This window comes from Variovorax ureilyticus (genome assembly GCF_050632185.1).
GTDB classification, from domain to species: domain Bacteria; phylum Pseudomonadota; class Gammaproteobacteria; order Burkholderiales; family Burkholderiaceae_C; genus Variovorax; species Variovorax ureilyticus_A.
In genome coordinates, this window is record NZ_CP192579.1 from 2,788,641 (window position 1) to 2,812,941 (window position 24,301).

Consider the following 24,301-nt stretch of genomic DNA (forward strand, 5'->3'; position numbering starts at 1 on the left):
TCGTCTGGGTTAGATGCCACTACCGGGCAACATGGCGGCCATCGAAACCATGTTGGTCTCGTGTACTGCCGTTGCACCACGCAGGTGACGCTTGTTCTTGGTGGTCTTCTTCGTCAGGATGTGACGCTTGAAGGCTTGACCGCGCTTGACGGTGCCACCGGGACGAACGCGGAAACGCTTTTTCGCGCTGCTCTTGGTCTTCATTTTGGGCATGTGACTGCTCCTTTAGTTTGTGCTCGTGAGGCGCCGCAGATACTCCACGGACTTGTTGGCCCCGAGACACTTCTTCATTCCGCCCTGCCGGCACCGGAGTACCGGCAGCAGCGAAATCCCTTCAATAACCTCGTCTACACCTGAAGCCTAGGCGGCCGCCGGAGCGGCCGATGGCTCTGCCGCGGGCTTCGCAGCCCCGCCGGCCTTCCTGCGGCCCGGCGCGATCATCATGATCATCTGCCGGCCCTCGAGCTTCGGGAACTGCTCCACGATGATCGCGTCCCCCAACTCGTCCCGGATGCGCTGCAGCAGTGCCAGACCGAGCTCCTGGTGCGTGATCTCGCGACCGCGGAAACGGAGCGTGATCTTGCACTTGTCGCCTTCCTCAAGAAAGCGCCGGATGTTGCGCATCTTGATGTTGTAGTCGCCTTCGTCCGTACCGGGCCGGAACTTGACTTCCTTGACTTCGATGACCTTCTGCTTCGATTTCGCTTCGGCCGCCTTCTTTTGCTCGTGGTACTTGAACTTGCCGTACTCGATCAGCCGGCAGACGGGCGGATTGGCCGCAGCGACGACCTCCACCAGATCCACGTCCTGCTCGCCGGCCAAGCGCAACGCCTCGGCAAGGCTCACAACTCCCAGTTGCTCGTTATCCGGCCCGATCAGACGGACTTCCGGGGCCATGATTTCCCGGTTCAGGCGATGTTGGCGTTCCTCGCGGTGGCGGCGGTCGCGAAATGCAGTAGCGATGGTCAGTTCCTTCAAACAAATTGCTACAAAACCGTAGCGGGTACCGATGCGTTCGCGCTCACAAGCCGGGTTGATCGAAAAATCGGCCCTTGAATTTGTTCAAATTCAAAGCTTGTGTTGGATGTCGTGGGCGATCTTTTGCGAGAACGCCTCCACCGACATGGCACCGAGATCAAGATTGCCCCGGGCGCGCACTGCGACGGCTCCTGCTTCCTTCTCCTTGTCGCCTACGACCAGGATGTACGGAAGCTTTTGCAACGAATGCTTCCGTATTTTATACGTAATCTTCTCGTTGTGCAGATCGAGCAAAACTCTAAGCCCTTGATTTTGCAGCGTTTTCGCAACTTGAGATGCGTAATCAGCCTGTCCCTCGCTGATGTTGAGCACCGCCACCTGCACCGGAGCCAGCCATGACGGCATCGCGCCCGCATGATGTTCGACCAACATGCCGATGAAGCGCTCGAGGCTACCCACGATCGCGCGGTGAAGCATCACCGGGTGCGAACGCCCGCTCGTTTCATTCACAAACTCGCCGCCGAGCCGCTCGGCTGTGTTGAAGTCGACCTGCATCGTGCCGCATTGCCACTGGCGGCCGATGGCGTCCTTGAGCGTGTATTCGATCTTCGGCCCATAAAAGGCGCCGTCTCCGGGGGAGATCACGAACTCGACGCCGGAACGGCGCAGCGCCTCCATCACCGCATGTTCGGCCTTGTCCCATAGCTCGTCGGAACCGACCCGGTTCTCCGGCCGCGTCGCGACCTTGTAGAGGATGTCCGTGAATCCGAAGTCGGCATAGACCTTCTGAAGCTGCGCCGTGTACGCCACGCATTCCTCGAGGATCTGATCCTCCGTGCAGAAGATATGACCGTCGTCCTGCGTGAATCCGCGCACGCGCATGATGCCGTGGAGCGCGCCGCTCGGCTCGTTGCGATGGCACTGACCGAACTCGCCGTAGCGGATCGGCAGATCGCGGTAGCTGCGCAGATCGGATTTGAAGATCAGCACGTGACCCGGGCAGTTCATCGGCTTGAGTGCGTAGTCGCGCTTTTCCGATTCGGTGACGAACATGTTCTCGCGGTAGTTCTGCCAGTGGCCCGTCTTCTCCCACAGACTCTTGTCGAGGATCTGCGGGCCCTTTACCTCCTGGTATCCGGTGTCCTTGTAGACCTGCCGCATGTACTGCTCGACCTGCTGCCAGATGGCCCAGCCCTTGGGGTGCCAGAACACCACGCCGGGCGCGACCTCGTCGATATGGTAGAGGTCCAGCTCCTTGCCGAGACGGCGGTGGTCGCGCTTCTCGGCCTCTTCGATCCGCTTGATGTAGTCGTCAAGTTGCTTCTTGTCGGCCCATGCCGTGCCATAGATGCGCTGCAACTGCTCGTTCTTCGCATCGCCGCGCCAGTACGCGCCAGCCAGTTTCGTCAGCTTGAAGACCTTCAGGAACCGCGTGTTCGGCACGTGCGGTCCGCGGCACATATCGACGTATTCCTGGTGGTAGTAGAGGCCCATCGCCTTTTCGTCGGGCATGTCCTCGACGAGGCGCAGCTTGTAGTCCTCGCCACGTTCCTTGAAGACCGAGATGACTTCATCGCGCGGCGTCATCTTCTTGATGACGTCGTAGTCCTGCGCAATCAGCTCGCGCATGCGCTTCTCGATGGCCTCCATGTCCTCGGGCGTGAAGGGACGCTCGTACGCGATGTCGTAGTAGAAGCCCTCCTCGATCACCGGGCCGATCACCATTTTCGCCGTCGGGTAGAGCTGCTTCACCGCGTGCCCGACCAGGTGGGCGGTCGAGTGGCGAATGATCTCCAACCCTTCCTCGTCCTTCGGCGTGATGATCTGCAGCTTGGCGTCGCGATCGATCACGTCGCTGGCATCAACCAGGCGGCCGTCGACCTTGCCGGCGACCGTCATCTTCGCCGAGGCCGGGGCCGATGGACTTGGCAACATCGGCCACGGAAACCGGGCCGGGGAACTCACGGCGGGAATTGTCGGGAAGCGTGATCTGAATCATTGGAAAACCTCGAGCGAGAAAACAAAAAAGCGCGGTACGGGACCGCGCTTGGCTTGTTTGGTGTACCGGAACCCGGCATGCGCGGCCTACCGGCCTTCTCCTTCTGGGAAAAGACCGCTGAATCCTCGCGGCGTAGTTCGCGGTGTCATAACCAAGGTGCCTTTCTCGCTCTTGTTGCTGCTGAGATGGAACCCGTGATTCTATCCGCGGGAGGCTCAGGATGCCGGAGCGGCGTTCTTGAGGTCCGGCGCCTTCGCCATCAAACGTCGGCTAAGCCGAAGGCGTGACACCGCGGACGCTGCTGCGCCAGCGCCTCGTGCGCGGCGTGCGGGACCCGCGCAAGGCCGAATAGACACCGCCCAAGAAAAATCCCCGCGGATCGCTCACACGGGGATTTCGGTTCAACGACTGAAGATGGCGATCAGTGGAACTGCTCTTCTTCGGTCGAACCGGTCAGCGCCTTGACGCTGGACGAGCCGCCCTGGATGACCGTGGTCACGTCGTCGAAGTAGCCGGCGCCGACCTCCTGCTGGTGCGACACAAAGGTGTAGCCTTGCTCGCGCGCTGCGAACTCGGGCTCCTGCACCATCTCGACGTAATGCTTCATGCCTTCGCCGTTTGCATAGGCGTGCGCGAACTTGAAGGTGTTGTACCAGTTGACGTGGATGCCCGCGAGGGTGATGAACTGGTACTTGTAGCCCAGCGCCGAGAGCTCGTCCTGGAACGCGGCGATGGTCTTGTCGTCCAGGTTCTTCCTCCAGTTGAACGACGGCGAGCAGTTGTACGAGAGCAGCTTGCCGGGGCTCGCCGCATGCACAGCCTGTGCGAATTCGCGGGCGAAGCCGAGGTCCGGCGTGCCGGTTTCGCACCACACCAGGTCGGCGTACGGCGCATAGGCGACACCGCGGCTGATCGCCTGCTCGAGGCCGTTCTTCACACGGTAGAAGCCTTCCTGCGTGCGTTCGCCGGTCAGGAACGGCTTGTCGTTCGCGTCGTGGTCGGAGGTGATCAGGTTGGCCGCTTCAGCGTCCGTGCGCGCCAGCACGATGGTCGACACGCCCATCACGTCTGCAGCGAAGCGCGCGGAGATCAGCTTCTCGCAAGCCTCTTGCGTCGGCACGAGCACCTTGCCGCCCATGTGGCCGCACTTCTTGACCGCGGCGAGCTGGTCTTCGAAGTGCACGCCGGCAGCGCCTGCGGCGATCATGTTCTTCATCAGCTCGAAGGCGTTGAGCACGCCGCCGAAACCGGCTTCCGCATCCGCGACGATCGGCAGGAAGTAGTCGATGAACTCCTTGTCGCCGGGATTGATGCCGCGCGACCACTGGATTTCGTCGGCGCGCTTGAAGGTGTTGTTGATGCGGCGGACCATCGTCGGAACCGAGTCGTAGGCATACAGCGACTGGTCCGGGTACATGGTTTCGGAGGTGTTGCCGTCGGCTGCCACCTGCCAGCCCGAAAGGTACACCGCCTCGAGACCCGCCTTGGCTTGCTGCATCGCCTGACCAGCGGTGATGGCGCCGAAAGCATTGACGTAACCCTTGCGGGCACCGCCGTTGATCTTTTCCCAGAGCTTCTCGGCACCGCGGCGGGCAAGCGTGTACTCGATCGGCAGCGAGCCGCGAAGGCGGACCACATCGGCGGCGCTGTAGCCGCGCTTCACGCCCTTCCAGCGCGGGTTGGTGGCCCAGTCTTTTTCGAGGGCGGCGATCTGCTGTTCGCGGCTGAGTTGTTCGGTGAGGGTCTGAGGCATGGTCACTCCGAGAGTTGTTGAAAGGGTCGGTCGCTTCGCGTCCTTGGGGATTACTGTACGTCGCGCATCGACTCTTATGTCTTATATAAGAGTTATTTTTGAATCAACAAAATCAAATACTTACGACGCTTTTTCTCAATGCGAAATAAATTTTCTTGTATTGAGAAAAAATATTGCGACGCAACACAAGCGCTTTCCACATTACGGTGATGCTTTCGCGTCATGAAAAGCCGGACCGGCCTCAACGCGCCATCCAGTCGCCGCTCGCGATCCTCGGTCTTCCCGCGATGCGAGCCGGATGGATCTCGTACACGAGACAGCGGACCGAGCGATCGCCAAGCGCCACCATCGCTTCGCGCCGGCTGTACTCTCCCGTGCCATCGGGCTTCGCTTCCTCGAGCACGTCCAGTTGGGCTTCGAGCGCGGGCGTGATCCTGTAGACCTCTCCCTTGATGCGCCCTTCCCCGCCGAGCACCGCGCCCGGATACGCCCCGAGGTCGTAGAGCGTGCCCGCGATCTCGCCGTCCGCCACCCGCTCCGGAGCCGGCGTGAAGCGCGAGATGTCGTTGCTGCCGCCACTGCGAAGCGTTCCGTAGACGAACACATGCAAGGCTCCGGGGTCGGGTTGCGGCATCATCCAAATACTCCTCTCTACGTCTTCCACTCTATTGAACACCTCACTTCCGGCACCTCGCCGTGTCGTCGCTTATGGCTGCCTCGCGCTGAGCATGTCGCTCGTTGGCAGCTACGTCGCTCTTTCCAAGCCGCTGGTCGCTGCATTTCCGGTGCTGCTGCTCGCGTGGCTGCGCTTCGGCATCGCGGGACTCGCGATGCCGCACTGGCTTCGGCGCCCCGAAGGCGAGGCGCCGATGACGCCACACACGCGTGGACTCGTCTTCCTCGAATCCTTCCTGGGCAACTTCATGTTCTCGATCTGCATGCTCTTCGGCGTCAGCCTGACGAGCGCGGTGTCGGCCGGCGTGATCATGGCGTCGATCCCTGCCGTGGTGGCGATTGGCAGCCGGCTCTTCTTGCGCGAACGCATCACCCCGCGCGTCGGGCTGGCGATCGCGTGCGCGGCCTGCGGCATCGGACTGCTTGCTCTTGCGCCGGCACAAGCCGCGACGCAGGCCGACGCATCGCCACGCCACCTGCCCTGGTTGGGCAACCTGCTCGTCTTCGCGGCCGTGGTGTGCGAAGCATCCTATGCGGTGATCGGCAAGTCGCTCACGGGACGGCTCGGACCCAAGCGCATCTCGTCGCTCATCAACCTCTGGGGCTTCGTTCTCTCGACGCCGTTCGGCATCTGGTTCGCACTGCGCTTCGACTTCGGCGCGGTGCCGATGGGTCTCTGGGGACTGCTGGTGGTGTATGCGCTCGCAGCAAGCATCTGGACGGTGTGGCTCTGGATGACCGGCCTCAAGGGCGTGCCCGCATCGCAGGCGGGCGTGTTCACCGTGATGCTGCCGGTGAGTGCGGCACTCGTCGGTGTCGTGGTGCTCGGCGAGAGTCTTTCGGCGCCGCAAGTGGTCGCGTTCGCGCTCGCATTGCTGGGCGTCGTACTCGCGACATGGCCCGCGCGACGTGCCTGAAGGGCTCTCAGAGTGCCTCCAAGGGAAAACGCCGTGCTTCTTCCCTCTGAAAAAACAACAGCTCCCAATGAAAAAACCCCTTTTTCCCTTGGAAACGCGTTTCTTCTCCTTTAGCATCCGCAGTGCCGGTGAAGAGACACACTCTCATTGGTGAAAGCGTCCAACCAAAAAAGGAAATCAACCATGGCAACTGCAAAGAAGGCTCCGGCCAAGAAAGCGCCGGCAAAGAAGGCGGCTCCGGCCAAGAAGGCCGCGGCGCCCGCGAAGAAGGCTGCTCCTGCGAAGAAGGCAGCACCCGCCAAGAAGGCCGCTCCGGCCAAGAAGGCTCCTGCGAAGAAGGCTCCCGCCAAGAAGCGCACTCCCAACGCTGCGTTCATGAAGGCCCTGACCCCCAGCCCGGCACTCGCCGCCGTGGTCGGCTCGACGCCTCTGCCGCGCACCGCCGTGGTGAGCAAGCTGTGGGACTACATCAAGAAGAACAACCTTCAAGACAAGGCCAACAAGCGCAACATCAACGCCGACGCCAAGCTGAAGGAAATCTTCGGCAAGGCGCAAGTCTCGATGTTCGAACTGGCTTCGCTGATTGGCAAGCACGTCAAGTAAGCATCGGGCGTCTTGCCCGCTCCATGAAGAAAGCCGGCATACGCCGGCTTTTTTCGCCTGCGCAAAGGGCGCTATCGCGCCAGTGCAGCCTTCCTGATCGCGCTCAACGTTCCTCGGGTGGTGATGACCTCGGGGTCGAGCGGAATCTCGATCAGCGTGCCCGTATCAGCCGCCAGTGCGCGCTGCAGCGCGCCTTCGAACTGCGCGGTCTCGGTGACGCGCTCGGCCGCATAGCCATACGCCCTCGCGAGCGCGCAGAAGTCCGGGTTGCGCAACTCCGTACCGCTCACCTTCGTCGGGTACTCGCGTTCCTGGTGCATGCGGATGGTGCCGTACATGCCGTTGTTGAGCAGCACGATGATGCTCTTGCCGCCATGCTGCGACGCCGTAGCGAGCTCCTGGCCGGTCATCAGGAAGTCCCCGTCGCCCGCGATCGTGAAGGCGACGCGCCCGGTCGCGAGGTTGGCAGCGATACCAGCCGGGACCCCATAGCCCATCGCGCCGCTGGTCGGCGCCAACTGCGTCTTGGCCCCCTTCGCGAGACCGTGATAGCGGAAATAGCGATGCACCCAGCTCGCGAAGTTTCCTGCGCCGTTGGTGATCGCCGCATCCGGCGGGAGATGCTTCTGAAGCAGGTTGACCACCGCCACCATGTCGACCGCACCGCGCGGCGTCTCGGCCGGCAGGCCCGCGAGCGGCTGCGGCTCGAGGTACGCGACGTAGTCGGCATGCGCGGATGCGGTCCATGCCTCCCAGGGCAGCTCCGTCGGCGCGCTCAGCACTTCGAGGCTGCGCGCCGCAGCGCTCATGCCGGCGTTGATCGCGAGATCGGCCTGGTAGACGCGGTTGAGTTCCTCCGCGCTGGCGTGGATGTGCACGAGCGTCTGCTTCGGCTTCGGCGCTTCGAGCAGCGTGTAGCCGCTGGTCGTCATCTCGCCGAGCCGCGGGCCGATCGCAAGGATCAGATCGCTTTGCTGCACCCGCTCGGCAAGCTTCGGATTGACGGCGATGCCGACGTCGCCCGCATACAGCGGATGGTGGTTGTCGAAGGTGTCCTGAAAACGGAACGCATTCGTCACCGGCAGCTTCCAGTTTTCGGCGAAGCGCTCGAGCGCCTGCGCGGCCTGCTGGGTCCACCCGCCTCCGCCGGCGATCACGAGCGGGCGCTGCGACTTCAGCAGCAGCTCGCGCAGCGTGCGCAATGCGCCGGGATCGCTCCACGGCTCGACCGCCTCGACACGGCGCAGCGGCCGCGACGCCGTGGTGCTGCGCAGCATGTCCTCCGGCAGCACCAGCACCACCGGCCCAGGACGCCCGTTCATCGCGGTCGCGAACGCCCGCGCGATGTACTCCGGAATTCGATCGGCATCGTCGATGCGCTCCACGCGCTTGGCGAATCCCTTGGTGCTGGGGCCGAAGAAGCTGCCGTAGTCGACTTCCTGGAAGGCCTCGCGATCGCGGAAGTCGCTGCCGACGTCGCCGACGAAGAGCACCATCGGCGTCGAGTCCTGGAACGCGTTGTGCACGCCGATCGACGCATTGGTGGCACCGGGCCCGCGCGTGACGAAGCACACCCCCGGCCGTCCGGTCAGCTTGCCGTGCGCCTCCGCCATGAACGCCGCGCCACCCTCCTGCCGATTCACGATGAAGCGGATGCGCTCGCCGTATTGGTGAAAGCCATCGAGCACCGCGAGGAAGCTCTCGCCCGGAACACCGAAGGCCAGCTCGACCCCCTGCTCGATCAGGCACTCGACAATCAGGTGCCCTGCGGGTTGTGGTGAGCTCATGTGCGATGCGCCTTTCTGCTTCAAATGGGGTGCGCGGATTATCCGCGCGCCTCTGCTTCTCAGCGTGAGCGCTCGACTGGCTCTCAGAGGTCGGGACTCATGTTGACGGCCTTATGTGCCATGCGGCGCGCTGTGCGGGAGCTCCAGTTCGGAGTTGCCCCTTTGCGACGCGTGCCCTGGATTTGACACTCGTGCGCCTCGGGGCCCGCTGCAAACACCTGCTTGGTGCTCGCGGCCTTGCTGACGATCTGATAGTTCCCACCATGGCCCGGTGCGGTCATCAGCGGGCCGGGAGGTGAGACGGCCCCCGGCAGTCCCTCCCGCGACATGTACGCATAGTGCCCGGGAGCACCAGGGATGAACCACGATTGGAGGAGCCAGTTCGAGACTTGCACGACGGTTCCGTCCTGGCAGGTCTTGCCGTAGGTCTGGATCTCGACGGCATCGCACATTTCCATCGCGTGGAGCAGACCCTTGTTGTCGTTCGCAAAGAGATTCGCACCCTCGTCGCCCGCAGTCTCGAGAATCTCGTGCGAGACGTCGACGCTCACGCCTGACGGCCCGTAGAGGCTGTCGCAGGTCGTCACTGCGCAGAGGGCAAAAGGGACACCCTTCTTGTTGATGTCATGGTAGGCACTGGCGCCGGGTGCTTCCGGCAGCTTCGGGAGAAAGACATAAGCCCACTCGCCGGGACGGATGTCCTTCGCGTTGGTACCGACACGCAGTGTCGCCCGGGCGCCCCACTCGGCTGCAAACTCGTGGTTCACCTGGTCGCTGACCGCCTCTGCGATGTGGGCGAGGACGGAAGGGGAAAGCTTCGCGCCGTCCCCCGTGGCAGCACCGTTGGTCTGATCGATGAGAACCCACTTTACTGCGTTCATGCTGACCCCCTTCGGCAGGTTGGCTGACCCGGCCATTTTGCGGAAGGCATGGCCGCTCGCAACCACAATTCTGGTGACCGGCGCCGGCGGCGTCGAGGCATGCCGGAAGAAGGCGAACCGCTCGCGTTCCAGGGCTTTGCCTCGCGCGTGACAGCGCCGTGCGCGCCGCTTCCCTAGAATCGCCGGTGCTCCGGCCCAGGCCGGAGCGAAGCGTTCTCAGGGCGGGGCGAAATTCCCCACCGGCGGTGATGGCGGCGAAAGCCGCATGAGCCCGCGAGCGCCCGCGGCGCGCAAGGCGCCGCGGGGTCAGCAGACCCGGTGCGATTCCGGGGCCGACGGTCACAGTCCGGATGAAAGAGAGCGCGATGCCGTTGCCGGTGGGTACGTTCGCGTGCGTGCCGGCGCCGGTTTCGTGCGCCCTGATTCAGGCAAACCCTTCAAAGGCAAACCATGAGTCAGATCAACGACCTTCCCCTCTCCGCCGTCCCGGCATCCGAAGCGCCGCGCGGCCGCCGTGTCGCCTTCGTGCAGGCGCAATGGCATTCGGACATCGTCCATCAGGCGCGCGACGCCTTCCTCGCCGAGATGAAACGGCTGGGCGTGCCGCTCGACACCATCGACATCTTCGATGTGCCCGGCGCATTCGAGATTCCGCTGCATGCCAAGCGGCTCGCACTGTCGGGGCGCTACGCCGCGATCGTCGGCGCGGCGCTGGTGGTCGACGGCGGCATCTACCGCCATGAGTTCGTCGCCAACACCGTCGTCAATGCGCTGATGACGGTGCAGCTCGAAACCAATGTGCCGGTTCTGTCGGCAGTGCTCACGCCGCACCATTTCCACGAGCATGTGGAGCATCGCAAGTACTTCCACCGCCATTTCGCGGTGAAGGGCACCGAGGCGGCCGAAGCCTGCGTGAAGACGATCGAAGGCCTGCAGCGGCTGGACGCAATCCTCACCGCCTGAACGGTCTTCGGCGATCCGCCCGATCGTCGAAACACCCGTCGGTACGCGACTGTGTCGGCCGGCGGACCTGGTGCTCGATCTTCTGCCGAAGAAGTGAGCGAAGCGTGGGGTGAGCTCGCTCAAGCCGAAGCCGGGACCAGCAACTCCCGGCGCGCGCGGCGCACGTTGAATGCGCTCACGATCAGCACGCCCTGCACCACCGCGAGGCCGATCAGCACGCTCGTGTACTGGCCATGGTCCATCAGCCGACCGAAGATCAGCGGCGCGGTCGCTTGCCCGATATCGAGCCCCGCATAGACCACACCATAGACGCGGCCCGACGCATTCGCCGGCGTCGACCGCTTCACCAGCAGGTCGCGCGAGGGACCCGCGATGCCCGCCGCAAAGCCCATCGCGCCGAACATCACCGGCACCAGCACCGGCATGAAGTTCGCCAGTGCCAGGATCAGCGCGATGCCCGCCGCAATGCCGAAGCCGGCGCCGACGATACGCTCGCAGCGCGACGGGTCCGACGCGAGGAAGCCGCCGAGCACCATGCCGGAGGCGCTCGCAACCATGTACACGGTCAGACAGATCGCGATCAGTGCCACGGGAACCGCATGCAGCCGGCCGGCGGCGGCCGGCGCGAAGGTCTGCACCACGCTCAGTGCCATTGCATAGAAGAAGAAGAAGCCGAAGCACATCCACACGGCCGGAATCTTGAGGAAGGCGAACTCGCCGCCCGCTGCGCCGTCGGTACCGGTGGCCTTGTGCACCGCGCTCGCGTCGAGCGACAGCACGCTGCGATTGATCCACAGGATCAGCAGCACAACCACCGCGACCACTCCGGCGCCGGCCAGTGCGACGCGCCATGAGAAGGCCATCGCCAACGGCACCACGAAAGCCGGCGCGAGCGCCCAGCCCAGGCTACCTGTGATGCCGTGCACGCTGTAGGCATGGCCGAGCCGGGTGGGCGCGACCTTGCGATTGAACAGCGTGTAGTCGACCGGATGGAACACGCCATTGCCGATGCCTGCGGCCACCGCGCAGACCAGCAGCATCCAGTAGCTCTGCGCCGAGGCATAGCCGAAGCCCGCCAGGCCGAGCATCGAGAGACCGACGAACAGCACCGGACGCGGGCCCAGCTTGTCGACGATGAACCCGGACGCCGCCTGCACCATGCACGAGACGACGAAGAACACGGTCAGCACCGCGCCCAGTTCGGTGTAGCTCGCGTTGAAGGCGTCTTTCAGCCACGGAAACAGCGGCGGCAGGATGAGCTGGCTGAAATGACTGACGGCATGAGCCAGCCCCACGAGACCGATCAGTTTGGCGTCGGCGCCCAGCGTGGGCGTGCCGGCGGTGGCGGTGTTGGAAGACATGGATTGCTACAAGAAACTCGGTTGGGCACCGATCCTAAGCGGGCCGGGGGCGGCAGAATGGCGATACAGAGACAACATTTGTCGAAACCATGCCGTCCACAGCCGCCCCATCCATGGCGCCCGTCGACACACCCGCCCGACGCGCCATGCCGCCCTACCCGGCACCCGCCAACAGCGTGGGGCCGCTCACCCCGCACCTCTACGCCCCCGACGCGCTGCGGCCGCTGCGCGCCAAGGAACACTTCCTGAAAGCCGACACCCTGGTCGAGTTGCATACGCATCCCTGGCCGCAGCTCACCTTCTCGACGCGCGGCGTGATACGACTGAGCACCGAGGACGGCAGCTACATCGTTCCGCCCTCGCGCGCGCTCTGGGTGCCGGCGAACATGTCGCACAGCATCACGCTGATCGAGGACGCAGAACTGCGCACCGTCTACCTGCATAGCTGGCTGGGCCCCAATTGGGAGAAGTGCGAGGTGCTGGAGATCAGCCCCTTGCTGCGCGCACTCATGCTGGCGCTCGACACCACGCCCGACGGGCTGCCGCCAGCCGATCCGCATGCGGCGCAGCGCGAGCGCTGGATCGCCCCGCTGCTGGTGGACGAGCTGGAGCGCGCAACCCAGATCCGCATCGACGTGCCGCTGCCCGCCGACAAGCGCCTGCGCCAGCTGTGCGAGGCCTTGCTCCGCAATCCGGCCGGCCGGGCCACGCTGGCGGAGCGCGCCGAGTCGATCGGCGCCAGCGAGCGCACCGTGGCGCGGCTGTTTCGCGACCAGCTCGGCATGAGCTGGCAGCAGTGGCGACAGCAGGCGGTGCTCGCGCATGCGCTTCCGTTGCTGGCGCGCGGGATGGCGGTGAGCCAGGTCGCGTCGGCCAGCGGCTACGCCACCGACAGCGCCTTCTGCGCGATGTTCAAGGCGGCGACCGGCAAGTCGCCGACCGCCTTCCAGCACAAGCGGCGCGCAGCCAACGACGTCAGCCCGGCATCCGCAGCAGCTTGAGCCTGCACAGCAGGCGCGCGCCCTACGGCGGGCCCTCGTGCGCAACCCGCATCAGCGCGTCGTTGATGGTGACCACGCCGGACGCCACAGGAACTGCGCGTACAACAGCACGCAAGCCGCATCGAACACGGCGGCGCCACGCAGACCGCGAAGCGCCGGGTCGTTCCAGGCCAGCGCCACCAGCAGCGCGAGCCCGAGCTTCTCGACCATTGCGGCCAGCACGATTTGCCGCCGCGAGGCGATCGGCCGGGACGCATGCACGATCAGCGCCCCGACGCACAGCGCCATCAGGCCCCAATGCCGCGCATAGAACATGGCCGCCGCCGAATCGGCTACGTCGATGCCGAGCGCGCTCAGCACAGGCAACGGAAACACGAACTGCAGGCCGGGCAGCATGGTCGCCAGCCCGGTCCAGAACAGCAGCTTCGATCTCTTGTTGTCGTCATGGATCATGGTTGTCCTTCGGGCTCGTCAGCCGCGCTCGTACCAGTGCGCCGGACCGGGAAACTCGGCGCCGGTGTCGCTGCCGACTTCCAGTGCGACGAGTGCGTTGGTGCGGGCGGAGAGCGCCAGGATCAGATCCTTGTGCGCGTCCGGGTGCGCGGCGAGGTTGACCAGTTCGTCCGGGTCGGCCTGGGTGTCGTAGAGCTCCAGCTCGTTGCGCGCAGTGAGCGTTTCCCAGTCGGTGGGCGTGTGGTGATCGGCCGGGCGGAAGTAGCGCGCGAACTTGTAGCGTCCGTCGTGCACACCGCGAAAGAGCGCCGGATGTTCGCGCCCGGGGAACATCTGGCCTTTGCCGAGCGCCACACGCAACGCCGCGATGCCGGGGCTGCGGGCATCGGTCTCGATGGTGTCGCGCATGAAGTCCGGATCGATATAGAGCGGTACGCCGTAGTTGAAAAGGATGCCGCGTGCATCGCGTTCGGTGCGCGCTCGCGCGTCGGCGACGGCCGTTCCGAGATCCACGCCGCGCAGCCACGGATAGCGCTCCTTGCGCGCTGCGTCCTCCACCCCGGCAAATCCCAGCAGCGTGGGCAGCAGGTCGACCGCACCGCTGAGTGCGTCCGTCTGCACGCCGCTGCGCACATCGGGATGGCGCACGATCAGCGGTACGCGGATGTTCTCCTTGTACATGTGCGGCCCCTTCTGGCGCAGCCGGTGCGCACCCGCCATCTCGCCGTGGTCGGCGGTGTAGACGACGATCGTGTCGCGGTCCATGCCGAGCCGTTCCAGCGCGCGCAGCACGGTCAGCGCATGGCCGTCGACGTCGCGGACGCAGTTGAAGTAGTAGCTCTGGTAGGCACGCCACGATGTCTCGTCCGCCGGATCGATGCGGCCGTAGAGCATGTCGCAGACCTCCACGTACGAGCGCTGCGCCCACGGCTTGGTCGAGAGATCGTCCCGGTAGTGGCTGACGGGCAGCGGCATGTCCCACCGGCGGTCGTAGGCCCCGCCGGTCGGAGGCGCGGACAGCGGCGCGAGCAGATCCCGGCGCAGTCGCGAGCGCTGCTGCGCATCGCCCGAGCTGAAATACATGATGTCGTGCGGGTTCACGAAGTTGACTGCGAGGAACCACGGCTTTCGCTCGTCCGCCAGCGCACGGCCCCGCGTGCCAAGCCACTGCACCGCCTGGCTCGCGATCTGCGCGTCGTAGCGGTAGCCGGTCCAGGTGGCGCCGTGCGGGTCCCCGTCGATGTTGTAGTCGGAGAAGCCATAGGGCTCCAGCGCATCCACGGTGTTCGGATAGGCGCCGTAGACCAGCCCCGGATCGTGCGCGACCGGGCTCAGGTGCCACTTGCCCTTGTACGCGGTGTAGTAGCCCTGCGCGCGCAGCAGGTGCCCCATGCTCGGCATGCCGGACGACAGTTGCGGAAAAGTCGGCGGCGCGTCGAGGTTGGCCGTCATGTGCGTGTGCTGCGTGTGCTGGCCGAAGTAGAGGGTCGAGCGCGACGGCGAGCACGGCGTGGTGTGCACATGGTGGCGGGTGAAACCGGTGCCGTGCGCCAGCAGCCATTCGTGCGCATCGAGACCGAGCCCGGGCGGCAGATCGGGCCAGCCGCGCTCCTGGTCCGACATGATCAGCAGGATGTTCGGCCGCCAGCCGGCGCGCGCCTTGTCGCTCACCGCGGAGGGAAGCGCTTTCGGCGCGCGGTACGGCCGATGCGCGCGTTCGCCGACCGTGCCGACGACGGCACCGACGCCCACTGCGGCCAGCGCCGCCAGCATCTGGCGGCGCCCGGGGCCCGGATGGTTCATGCGTTTGTCTCCACGCCCGTGCGGCAAGCGGCCGGGCCGGAGCGGATTCTGGTGAGGTGGCCGGTACGCGTCCAATGCATTGTTTTCCGCATCTCGATGAGCAACACTCATCGCCCACCTGGTCATCGACGAAGCTCTTCCATGGATCTGCGCAAACTGCAACACGCGGCCCTTCTCGCGGAAACGCGCCATTTCGCGCGCGCCGCCGAACGGGCCCACCTCACCCAATCGGCGCTGAGCCGCAGCATCCAGGCCCTGGAGGCGGAGCTCGATCTGCGGCTGTTCGACCGCAGCCAGGGCGGCGTGGCACTGACTGCGCCGGGTCGGCAATTGCTGGAGCGCGCCCGGCCGCTGCTGCGCTCGGCACGCGATCTCGCGCACGACATGCGCTTGCTGCGCCATGCCGAGATCGGCGAACTGGCGGTCGGCGCGGGGCCGTTTCCGGCAGCGACTCTCCTGCCACGAGCGCTGGCCGGCCTGCGGACGAGCCACCCGGGGCTGAGCGTCACGCTGCAGATCGACCATGCCATCGCGCTCTGCGGCCTGCTTGAATCCGAGCGCATCGAGCTGTTCGTCGCGGACACCCGCGCCGCGCAATTGCCGGAAGGTCTTGTCGTGCGGCAGCTCACCATCCAGCACGGCGGCCTTTTCTGCCGCGCCGCGCACCCGCTGGCGCGGCGACGCCGGCTTGCGATGTCCGACCTCGCGCGCGAGCGCTTCGCATCGGTCCATCTGCCAGCACAGATCCACGACGTGCTGCGGCGGATGCTTGGCACGCCCGACTCGATCCCCTGGGCCTTGACCTGCGACAACGTCTACCTCCTCAAGGATCTCGCGCGCCAGAGCGACGTGATCCTGATCTGCACGCAGCAGGTGCTGGCCGACGAGCTCGCGGCGAAGGAGTTCGTGCAACTGAAGCCCTCCGACTTCCGGCCCTGGCCGGTCCACGTGGGCGCGGTCAGCCTGCGCGGTCGCACGCCTTCGCCTGCGGCGGAACTGCTGCTCGGACAGCTTGCCGAACTGGCCGCATCCGATCGCTGAGCGCGGTGCCGCATACGTATCATCGGCGGGTGCATTCCCCAATCTCCTGCGCCTCGGGACCATGACCTTGAACCGCGATCAGCTCGCGCGCTGGCTTCCTTTCCTCGCATGGCCGCGACCGGATCGCGCGCTGCTCATCAACGAAGCCTCGGCCGGCGTCACGGTCGCGCTGATGGTCATTCCCCAAGGCGTGGCCTACGCCGCTCTGGCGGGCATGCCGCTGGTCACCGGCGTGTACGCGGCACTATTCCCGGCGCTGATGGCGGTGCTCTTCAGTTCATCGGCCCGCCTTTCGGTCGGCCCGACGGCACTGACCAGCCTGCTGGTGGGCGCATCGCTCGCGCCGATGGCCATCCGGGGGAGCAGCGAATGGGTGGCGCTCGCGGTCTGGCTCACGCTTTTGTCGGGCGTCATGCAGGTCGTGCTCGGCGCCGCGCGCTTCGGCTGGCTGCTTCGCATGGTCAATTCGCCCGTGCTGATGGGGTTCACGCAGGGGGCGGCGGTGCTCATCACGCTGTCGCAACTGCCGGCGCTGCTGGGCTTCACCGGCCGCAGCTTCGTGCAGCTGTTGCACGGTCCGCCGCCGGACTCCATCGCGATCGCGTTCGGACTCGGCGGCATGGCGGCGCTGTGGCTCGGCAAGAAATGGGTGCCGCGCTTTCCGACGACGATGGCGCTGGTCGCGGCTTCAGCCGTCATCAGCGCGGCGGCCAGTTACGCATTGCGCGGCGGCGCCGTCATCGGCACCCTGCCTTCGGGCCTGCCGTCGTTCTACTGGCCGGGTTGGCTTTCACCCGATCAATTCGGCAACCTGCTGCTGCCCGCGTTTCTCATCACGCTGGTGAGCTTCCTGGAAACCGCGTCGAGCGCCAAGGTCGACAACGCCCGTGCCGGCAAGCTCTGGAACGAGAACCAGGATCTGATCGGCCAGGGCCTCGGCAAGATCGCATCGGGCCTCACCGGTTCGTTCCCGACGAGCTCGTCCTTCTCGCGCTCGGCGATCACGCTCTATGCGGGCGCCAAGTCGCAATGGTCGACGCTGTTCAGCGTGGGGGTGGTCGCCGCCGCGCTGCTGTGGGCGATGCCGCTGCTCTATCACGTGCCACAGGCGGTGCTGGCCTCGATCGTGGCGACCGCCACCATCGGCCTGCTGCGGCCTTCCGCCTTCGTCGCGCTGTGGCGCATCTCGCGCATCGAAGCCGCGATCGCGTTCGGGACCTTCTGCCTCACGATCGCGACGGCCCCCTCGATCTACTGGGGCGTGCTCGGCGGCCTGCTCGCGGCGCTGGCGCACTACATGTACCGCCACCTGCATCCGCGCATCATCGAAGTAGGCCTGCACCCGGACGGCAGCCTGCGCGACCGTCATCTGTGGCACCTGCCGCCGCTCGCGCCCAACCTCTATGCGCTGCGCATGGACGCCGAGCTCGACTTCGCATCGGGCAGCACGCTCGAACGGGCGATCAGCGTCGCGCTCGCTCAGCGAAAGCTGACCGACGTCTGCCTGTTCGCCTACCCGATCAACCGCGTGGACATCACCGGCGCGGAAGTGTTCGGCAGCATCCGCCGCCTGCTCGAATCGGAAGGGTGCGGCTGCACGTCTCGGGCCTCAAGCTGCCGGCGCAGCAGGTGCTGGAGCGTGCCGGCTTGCTGGCGCCGGGGCCGATGCTCTGCAGCTACCGCACCGACGCCGAGGCGCTCGCGGCGCTCACGCCCGGTGCGGCGCAGGACCAGACGCCGGTCGAGCTCAATCGCGAACCGGTCGTCGCAGGCTCTTGATCTCGGAGCGCTGGCTCTTGCCCTCGAGCCGGCGCTGCTTCGCCCCATAGCTCGGCTTGGTGGGGCGCCGCACGCGCGGGGGCGTCGCGACCGCATCCACCAGTTCCTGCAGACGCGCCATCGCGTCCGTGCGGTTCATGTCCTGGCTGCGGTGCCGCTGCGCCTTGATGACCAGCACGCCCTCGTGGGTGATGCGGCTGTCGCGGGCATTGAGCAGCCGCGCCTTCACGTCGTCCGGCAACGAACTGGCCGGTATGTCGAAACGCAGGTGCACCGCGCTCGACACCTTGTTGACGTTCTGCCCACCCGCGCCTTGCGCGCGGACGGCGCTGAATTCGACCTCGGACGGATCAACGAGGACCGTGGGTCGCAACATGAGGGAGCGCGTCGCGCAGCGGACTTATTCGCCGCGCGACGGCTTCACCGACACGTCGGTCACGCTGCCCGCAGCGTTCAGACGCACCGGGCTGTCGGATGCCTGTCCGCGTGCACGGGCGCTCACGACGTCCGCCGCCGAAGGCTCCTGGGGCTGCCCGGCGGAGCGGAAGCGATCGAAGCCGCTGCGCGGATCGAAGCGCATGACCCACGGCTGCACCGGCTTGCCGGTGAGCCGCGCCCACGCATAGCGCAAGCCCCAGACCACCGCCAGCAACAGCACGGCGACGGCGAGGCTGGCCGCGAAGACCAGCCCCAGCATGAGGAGAATCAGTCGGACGAAGAAATTGACCATCCGTCTTAGGCCACGGCCTTCGCCGCAGGTTCCCCGGCCTTTTCGAACCTGAAGTGGCCGGGGTCCTGGATCGGATCCGTGGTGACCACGATCGTGTCCTTCGGCCCGAAGGTCCCGTCAAGCAACCGCTTCGACAGCGGGTTCTCGATGCGCTGCTGGATCGCACGCTTGAGCGGCCGCGCGCCGAACACCGGGTCGAAGCCGACCTTGGCGATCTCCGCCAGCGCCGCCGGCGACACGTCGAGCGACAGATCCATCTTCGCGAGGCGCTGCTGCAGCACCTTGAGCTGGATCGATGCAATCGCCTCGATGTTCTTCGCGTCGAGGGCGTGGAACACCACCGTCTCGTCGATGCGGTTCAGGAACTCGGGCCGGAAGTAATTCTTGAGCTCTTCCCACACCGCGTCCTTGATCTCCTCGGACGGCCGGCCGACCATCTGCTGAATGATCGGCGAGCCGATGTTGCTGGTCATCACGATCACCGTGTTCTTGAAGTTCACGGTGCGGCCCTGGCCGTCGGTCAGGCGGCCATCGTCGAGCACCTGCAGCAGCACGTTGAAGACGTCCGGGTGCGCCTTCTCGACTTCGTCGAGCAGCAGCACGCTGTAAGGCTTGCGGCGCACGGCTTCGGTCAGGTAGCCGCCCTCTTCGTAGCCCACGTACCCGGGCGGCGCACCGATCAGGCGCGCGACCGAGTGCTTCTCCATGAACTCGCTCATGTCGACGCGGATCAGGTGATCCTCGCTGTCGAACAGGAATCCCGCGAGCGCCTTGCACAGCTCGGTCTTGCCCACGCCCGTCGGGCCGAGGAACAGGAACGAGCCGGTCGGGCGGTTCGGGTCCGACAGACCCGAGCGCGAACGGCGGATCGCGTTCGCGACCGCGCTGATCGCCTCGTCCTGGCCGACGACGCGCTCGTGCAGCTTGTCTTCCATCATGAGCAGCTTGTCGCGCTCGCCCTGCATGAGCTTGCTGACCGGGATGCCGGTCGCACGCGAAACCACCTCGGCGATTTCTTCGGCGCCGACTTGCGTGCGCAGCAGCGTGGGCGCGCTCGACTTGCCCTTGCTCGATTCGGTTTCCTGGGCTTCCTTCAGGCGCTTCTCAAGCCCCGGCAGCTTGCCATACTGGAGCTCGGCGACCTTGTTGAAGTCTCCTTGCTGGTGAATTCGGCGATCTGGAACTTGATCTTGTCGATCTCCTCGCGGATCTGCGCGCTGCCCTGCGCCTGCGCCTTCTCGGCCTGCCAGATCTCGTCGAGGTCGGCGATCTCCTTCTGCAGGCGCGTGATCTCGTCTTCGATCAAGCCAAGGCGCTTCTGCGAGGCTTCGTCCTTTTCCTTGCGCACCGCTTCGCGCTCGATCTGCAACTGGATCAGGCGGCGGTCGAGGCGGTCGATGGCCTCGGGCTTCGAATCCATCTCGATCTTGATGCGCGCGGCGGCCTCGTCGATCAGATCGATCGCCTTGTCCGGCAGGAACCGGTCGGTCACGTAGCGGTCCGACAGCTCGGCCGCGGCCACGATGGCCGGGTCGGTGATGTCGACGCCATGGTGCACTTCGTATTTCTCCTGCAGGCCGCGCAGGATCGCGATGGTCGCCTCCACGCTCGGCTCGCCCACGAGGATCTTCTGGAAGCGACGCTCCAGCGCGGCATCCTTCTCGATGTACTTGCGGTACTCGTCGAGCGTGGTCGCGCCGACGCAATGCAATTCGCCACGTGCGAGCGCGGGCTTGAGCATGTTGCCGGCGTCCATCGCGCCTTCGGCCTTGCCGGCGCCGACCATGGTGTGCAGCTCGTCGATGAAGACGATGGTCTGGCCTTCGTCCTTCGCAAGCTCGTTGAGCACGCTCTTCAGGCGCTCTTCGAATTCGCCGCGGTACTTCGCACCCGCGAGCAGCGCAGCCATGTCGAGCGACAGCACGCGCTTGCCCTTGAGCGAATCGGGCACTTCGCCCGCGACGATGCGCTGCGCGAGGCCTTCGACGATCGCGGTCTTGCCCACGCCCGGCTCGCCGATAAGCACGGGGTTGTTCTTGGTGCGGCGTTGCAGCACCTGGATCGCACGGCGGATTTCCTCGTCGCGGCCGATGACCGGGTCGAGCTTGCCGAGGCGGGCACGCTCGGTGAGGTCGAGGCAGTATTTCTTGAGGGCTTCGCGCTGGCCTTCCGCATCGGCGCTGTTCACGCTCTGCCCGCCGCGCACCGCATCGATCGCGGCTTCGAGCGACTTGCGCGTCACGCCGTGGCTGCGCGCCAGATTGCCGATGTCGGCCTTGCTGTCGGCCAGCGCGAGCAGAAAGAGTTCGCTCGCGATGAACTGGTCGTTGCGTTTGATGGATTCTTTTTCGGTGGCCTGCAGCAGCTTGCCGAGGTCCGGACTCACCTGAACCTGGTCGTGGCCCTGCACCTGAGGCAGCTTCTTGATCGCCGCTTCGGCCGCCTGAAGCAGCCCGGGCACGTTGGCGCCGGCCCGCTCCAGCAACGCGCGCGGCCCGTCTTCCTGGCGCAGCATGGCGACCAGCAGATGGACCGGCTCGATGTAGGCGTTGTCATTGCCCAATGCCAACGATTGCGCATCGGCGAGGGCTTCCTGGAACTTGGTGGTGAGTTTGTCTTGGCGCATGGCTTGATTCCTGCATTCAAAATAGGGGTGTTCCGAGTCGATATCAAGACGACCCGGATTTTTTCAATCGCAATCTTTGGAGTGGATCGATGTTCAAGTCAACATGGGGTGGCGCCAGGCGCCTGGTGCGTGGCCTTTTCGCGGCCGGCCTGCTGGCCGCGGGAGGCGTGGCGCTCGCGCAGCCGGGTGGAACGCCGATCCGCCTGCTGGTCGGATTCCCGGCCGGCGGTGGCACCGACGCCATTGCGCGCATGTTGGGTGAAAAGCTCAAGGACCAGCTCGGCGCCCCTGTCGTGGTCGACAATCGCGCGGGCGCGGGCGGCCAGATCGCGGCCCAGGTGCTCAAGTCCTCGCCGGCGGACGGCAACACGCTGTTCCTGACGCACGACCACACCATCTCCATCTTGCCTCAGGTGGTCAAGAACCCGGGGTTCGATCCGGCGCACGACTTCGTCCCCGTGGCGGGCTTTGCGACCTTCGCGAACGCGCTCGCGGTTTCCGGCGGCACGCCGGCCAAGACGCTGAACGAATACGTGAACTGGGTGCGGACCCAGCGCAGCGGCAAGGACACGATCGGCGTGCCGGCGCCGGCGTCGATCCCCGAGTTTCTCGTGAAGCTCATCGGCACCAAGTACAAGCTCGACCTGCAGGCCGCGCCCTACCGCGGCAGCGCGCCGATGATGTCCGACATGCTCGGCAACCAGATTTCTGCGGGCATCGGCTCCATCCCCGACTTCATCGAGAACCAGAAGGCCGGCAAGATCCGCGTAGTGGCCGTGATCGGCGCCAAGCGGCAGGCGGTACTGCCGCAGGTGCCGACCTTCGAGGAACTGGGGCTTCCGGGGCTGGAGGATCTGCCCTACTACGGCGTCTTCGCGCCCGTGGGCACGCCGCAGGCGGCGATCGACCGCTTCGGCACCGCGCTGGCCAAGGTGCTGGCGATGCCCGATGTGAAGGAGCGGCTGACGGCGATGGGCCTGACGGTCGGCTTCATGCCGCAGGGCCAGTTCGCCGGCAGCGTGCGCAGCTACACGCAGACCTGGGCTCAAATCATCAAAGCCAGTGGCTTCCAACCGCAATAGAAGTCGCCCTGTTCAGGCGTTGCTGGCCGTGATGCCCCAGCGTGCCAATGCTGCGTCGTCGTCGACCCGGGCATCGACCCAGCGGGCGCCATCCGGGGTTTGTTCTTTCTTCCAGAACGGCGCCTGGGTCTTGAGGTAGTCCATCAGGAACTCGCAGGCCTGGAAGCTTTCGCCGCGGTGGGCAGAGACCACGGCAACCATCATGATCTGGTCCTGCGGCTGCAGGAGGCCGACGCGATGGACCACGCGCGCGCCGAGGATGTCGAAGCGGCGGTGCGCCTCGTCGATCATGGATTCGATCGCCTTCTCGGTCATGCCGGGATAGTGCTCGAGCTCCATCGATGCGACGTCGCTGCCGTCGTTGCGGTCGCGCACGGTGCCGATGAAGCTGCAGACCGCGCCGACGCGCGGGTTGCCCGCGCGCAAGGCGGCGATCTCGCCTTGAAGGTCGAAGTCTTCTGTCTGGATCGAAACGCGCGCACCGGCCATCCCGGGATTGTGGCACTGCGATAGACTCGCGCGATGCCTTGCAACGCTCCGCAACGACCCCTTTCTTCGTTCGAAGAACCGGCCTGCGCACGCCTGCAAGGCAAAGCCAAGAAAACCGAGCTCATCTGACCGGAGCCTCGGTTCCGTCGTCGGATGAGCGACGGAACCGCAAGGCCCAGGCTGCAGCCGGTTGTGCGCGCGCATTCGACGGTGGTTCTTCCATCGGTCGATTCCTGAAAGGAAATCCGCGTGCAACACACTCCACATCGGTCGCCCGACTTCTCCGGGCTCTGGGTTCCGCTCATCACACCATTTCGCGACGGCGCGGTGGATCACCCTGCGCTGGCCCGTCTGATCGAACGGCTCGCGCCGACAGGCATCGCCGGCTTCGTGGTCTGCGGCTCGACCGGCGAGGCGGCCGCGCTGGACGAGGACGAGCAGCTCGCGGTGCTGGACACGGTCGCGCGCGCCGCGCCCTCGATGCCGCGCATCATGGGGTTCTCGGGCTACCACCTCGGCAAGGCACTCGCCTGGGTGCGGCGTCTCGGCGCACTCGGCCTCGCAGGGCTCCTGGTGCCGGCACCAAGCTACATTCGGCCGTCGCAAGGCGGGATTCAGGACTGGTTCACTGCCATTGCCGATGCCAGTGCGATGCCGATCGTGATCTACGACATTCCGTATCGCACCGGCATCTCGATCACGCGGGACACCCTGCTCGAACTTGCCGCGCACCCCCGCATCCGTGCGATCAAGGACTGCGGCGGCGATATGGCCAAGACACGCGCCCTGATCGAGGACGGCCGCCTCCAGGTGCTCGCGGGGGAAGATGCGCAGATGTTCGGCACCGTCGCGGAAGGCGGCGTCGGCGCGATCGCGGCCAGCGCGCATGCGCAGACCGCGCGATTCGTCAGCGTACTGCGGCTCTTGGGCGAAGAGCGACTGAAGGAGGCCCGGGCGCTCTGGCAGCCGCTGCTGCCGCTCATCGAGGCGCTCTTCGCCGATGCGAACCCCGGTCCGATCAAGGCCCTGCTCGCGCACGAGGGGCTGATCGCCGATGAACTGCGTCCGCCGATGACCCGCTCGCCGGCGAATCTTCTGGATCGCTTGCTGGAGATCCAGTCCGCGATCAGCCGCCCGTGACCGGCGGAAAGAAGGCCACCTCGCTGCCTTCGCGGAGCAGGGCCTGCTCGTTGCTCATCACCTGGTCGAGCGCCATGCGCACCGCCCGGCCTCGCGCCAGCACACTGGCGTGCGGCTCGCCGCGCGCGATCAGTTCGTCGCGCAACGCGCCGAGGTTCGGCGCCGAGGTGTCAATCGCTTCGGCGCCGGTGCCGAGCGCCTCGCGCACCGAGGCGAAGTAGCGGACGTTGATCTTCATGC

At 65.7% G+C, this 24,301-nt stretch carries 21 protein-coding genes, 2 pseudogenes and 1 riboswitch; of the genes and pseudogenes, 8 read left to right on the forward strand and 15 right to left on the reverse strand.

Translation table 11 applies throughout. The features are described 5' to 3' along the window. Positions 1-9: 9 nt before the first annotated feature. The 5 genes from rpmI to ACQ858_RS13780 form a co-directional block, all read right to left on the reverse strand. The gene (gene rpmI / locus ACQ858_RS13760; RefSeq protein ID WP_028253491.1) at positions 10-213 is read right to left on the reverse strand and encodes a 50S ribosomal protein L35; all 204 of its coding nucleotides are present in this window, start codon (positions 211-213) and stop codon (positions 10-12) included. A gap of 147 nt (positions 214-360) precedes the next feature. Continuing rightward, positions 361-897 carry a translation initiation factor IF-3 gene (gene infC, locus ACQ858_RS13765; RefSeq protein WP_431276855.1) on the reverse strand — a complete coding sequence of 179 codons (537 nt, stop codon included), beginning with the start codon at positions 895-897 and terminating at the stop codon, positions 361-363. Between the two features lie 171 nt (positions 898-1,068). Beyond that, positions 1,069-2,943 (reverse strand): threonine--tRNA ligase, encoded by a 1,875-nt coding sequence (gene thrS / locus ACQ858_RS13770; protein ID WP_431273281.1) that lies wholly within the window; start codon positions 2,941-2,943, stop codon positions 1,069-1,071. 455 nt (positions 2,944-3,398) lie between these two features. Next, the gene (gene aceA, locus ACQ858_RS13775) at positions 3,399-4,730 is read right to left on the reverse strand and encodes an isocitrate lyase (RefSeq protein WP_088957602.1); all 1,332 of its coding nucleotides are present in this window, start codon (positions 4,728-4,730) and stop codon (positions 3,399-3,401) included. A gap of 241 nt (positions 4,731-4,971) precedes the next feature. Then, positions 4,972-5,364, reverse strand: a complete 393-nt coding sequence (locus tag ACQ858_RS13780) for a gamma-glutamylcyclotransferase family protein (RefSeq protein WP_431276856.1) — start codon at positions 5,362-5,364, stop codon at positions 4,972-4,974. A 94-nt stretch (positions 5,365-5,458) separates the two neighbouring features. On the opposite strand from ACQ858_RS13780, the gene ACQ858_RS13785 reads away from it, so the two are divergent. Further along, positions 5,459-6,322, forward strand: a complete 864-nt coding sequence (locus tag ACQ858_RS13785; protein ID WP_431273282.1) for a DMT family transporter — start codon at positions 5,459-5,461, stop codon at positions 6,320-6,322. Positions 6,323-6,505: 183 nt separating this feature from the next. Continuing rightward, entirely contained in the window at positions 6,506-6,925 is a 420-nt protein-coding gene (locus tag ACQ858_RS13790; RefSeq protein WP_431273283.1) for an SWIB/MDM2 domain-containing protein, read from the forward strand. A 71-nt stretch (positions 6,926-6,996) separates the two neighbouring features. Here ACQ858_RS13790 and ACQ858_RS13795 read toward each other — a convergent pair whose 3' ends face one another. Both ACQ858_RS13795 and ACQ858_RS13800 read right to left on the reverse strand, forming a co-directional pair. Further along, positions 6,997-8,712 (reverse strand): thiamine pyrophosphate-binding protein, encoded by a 1,716-nt coding sequence (locus tag ACQ858_RS13795; RefSeq protein WP_431273284.1) that lies wholly within the window; start codon positions 8,710-8,712, stop codon positions 6,997-6,999. A gap of 83 nt (positions 8,713-8,795) precedes the next feature. Further along, on the reverse strand, positions 8,796-9,593 hold the full coding sequence (locus ACQ858_RS13800) for a hypothetical protein (protein ID WP_431273285.1): 798 nt from the start codon (positions 9,591-9,593) through the stop codon (positions 8,796-8,798). 208 nt (positions 9,594-9,801) lie between these two features. Beyond that, positions 9,802-9,959: riboswitch (FMN riboswitch) on the forward strand. Between the two features lie 84 nt (positions 9,960-10,043). Between ACQ858_RS13800 and ACQ858_RS13805 the strand changes: the two genes are divergently transcribed. Continuing rightward, positions 10,044-10,556, forward strand: a complete 513-nt coding sequence (locus ACQ858_RS13805; protein ID WP_431273286.1) for a 6,7-dimethyl-8-ribityllumazine synthase — start codon at positions 10,044-10,046, stop codon at positions 10,554-10,556. A 119-nt stretch (positions 10,557-10,675) separates the two neighbouring features. Here the strand turns inward: ACQ858_RS13805 and ACQ858_RS13810 are convergent, their stop codons facing one another. Then, complete coding sequence (locus ACQ858_RS13810; protein WP_431273287.1) at positions 10,676-11,917, reverse strand: MFS transporter; 1,242 nt, start codon at positions 11,915-11,917, stop codon at positions 10,676-10,678. Positions 11,918-12,030: 113 nt separating this feature from the next. On the opposite strand from ACQ858_RS13810, the gene ACQ858_RS13815 reads away from it, so the two are divergent. Further along, the gene (locus ACQ858_RS13815) at positions 12,031-12,918 is read left to right on the forward strand and encodes an AraC family transcriptional regulator (protein ID WP_431273288.1); all 888 of its coding nucleotides are present in this window, start codon (positions 12,031-12,033) and stop codon (positions 12,916-12,918) included. 51 nt (positions 12,919-12,969) lie between these two features. Here ACQ858_RS13815 and ACQ858_RS13820 read toward each other — a convergent pair whose 3' ends face one another. Both ACQ858_RS13820 and ACQ858_RS13825 read right to left on the reverse strand, forming a co-directional pair. Continuing rightward, entirely contained in the window at positions 12,970-13,371 is a 402-nt protein-coding gene (locus ACQ858_RS13820) for a hypothetical protein (RefSeq protein WP_431273289.1), read from the reverse strand. Between the two features lie 18 nt (positions 13,372-13,389). Then, positions 13,390-15,174 (reverse strand): sulfatase-like hydrolase/transferase, encoded by a 1,785-nt coding sequence (locus ACQ858_RS13825; RefSeq protein ID WP_431273290.1) that lies wholly within the window; start codon positions 15,172-15,174, stop codon positions 13,390-13,392. Between the two features lie 141 nt (positions 15,175-15,315). Between ACQ858_RS13825 and ACQ858_RS13830 the strand changes: the two genes are divergently transcribed. Next, a complete protein-coding gene (locus tag ACQ858_RS13830; RefSeq protein WP_431273291.1) occupies positions 15,316-16,215 on the forward strand; it encodes a LysR family transcriptional regulator in 900 nt (299 codons plus the stop codon). Positions 16,216-16,276: 61 nt separating this feature from the next. After that, a pseudogene (locus ACQ858_RS13835) lies at positions 16,277-17,994 on the forward strand (SulP family inorganic anion transporter). Here the strand turns inward: ACQ858_RS13835 and arfB are convergent. The 3 genes and pseudogenes from arfB to clpB all read right to left on the reverse strand — a co-directional run bounded on the left by arfB (position 17,963) and on the right by clpB (position 21,350). Beyond that, positions 17,963-18,370, reverse strand: coding sequence for an alternative ribosome rescue aminoacyl-tRNA hydrolase ArfB (gene arfB / locus ACQ858_RS13840; RefSeq protein WP_431273292.1), 408 nt, complete (start codon positions 18,368-18,370; stop codon positions 17,963-17,965). The pseudogene ACQ858_RS13835 and the gene arfB sit on opposite strands and share 32 nt — an antisense overlap. A gap of 24 nt (positions 18,371-18,394) precedes the next feature. After that, positions 18,395-18,691, reverse strand: a complete 297-nt coding sequence (locus ACQ858_RS13845; RefSeq protein WP_431273293.1) for a hypothetical protein — start codon at positions 18,689-18,691, stop codon at positions 18,395-18,397. Between the two features lie 38 nt (positions 18,692-18,729). Then, positions 18,730-21,350, reverse strand: a pseudogene (gene clpB / locus ACQ858_RS13850) (ATP-dependent chaperone ClpB). A gap of 89 nt (positions 21,351-21,439) precedes the next feature. Here clpB and ACQ858_RS13855 point away from each other — a divergent pair. Beyond that, on the forward strand, positions 21,440-22,432 hold the full coding sequence (locus tag ACQ858_RS13855; RefSeq protein ID WP_431273294.1) for a Bug family tripartite tricarboxylate transporter substrate binding protein: 993 nt from the start codon (positions 21,440-21,442) through the stop codon (positions 22,430-22,432). Between the two features lie 12 nt (positions 22,433-22,444). On the opposite strand, the gene ACQ858_RS13860 is transcribed toward ACQ858_RS13855, so the two are convergent. Then, positions 22,445-22,921 carry a molybdenum cofactor biosynthesis protein MoaE gene (locus ACQ858_RS13860; protein WP_431273295.1) on the reverse strand — a complete coding sequence of 159 codons (477 nt, stop codon included), beginning with the start codon at positions 22,919-22,921 and terminating at the stop codon, positions 22,445-22,447. 243 nt (positions 22,922-23,164) lie between these two features. Here ACQ858_RS13860 and dapA point away from each other — a divergent pair, with 243 nt between their 5' ends. Then, on the forward strand, positions 23,165-24,061 hold the full coding sequence (gene dapA, locus ACQ858_RS13865) for a 4-hydroxy-tetrahydrodipicolinate synthase (RefSeq protein WP_431276857.1): 897 nt from the start codon (positions 23,165-23,167) through the stop codon (positions 24,059-24,061). On the opposite strand, the gene moaD is transcribed toward dapA, so the two are convergent. After that, positions 24,048-24,299, reverse strand: coding sequence for a molybdopterin converting factor subunit 1 (moaD, locus tag ACQ858_RS13870; RefSeq protein ID WP_088957616.1), 252 nt, complete (start codon positions 24,297-24,299; stop codon positions 24,048-24,050). The genes dapA and moaD overlap by 14 nt on opposite strands. Between the last annotated feature and the right edge of the window lie 2 nt (positions 24,300-24,301).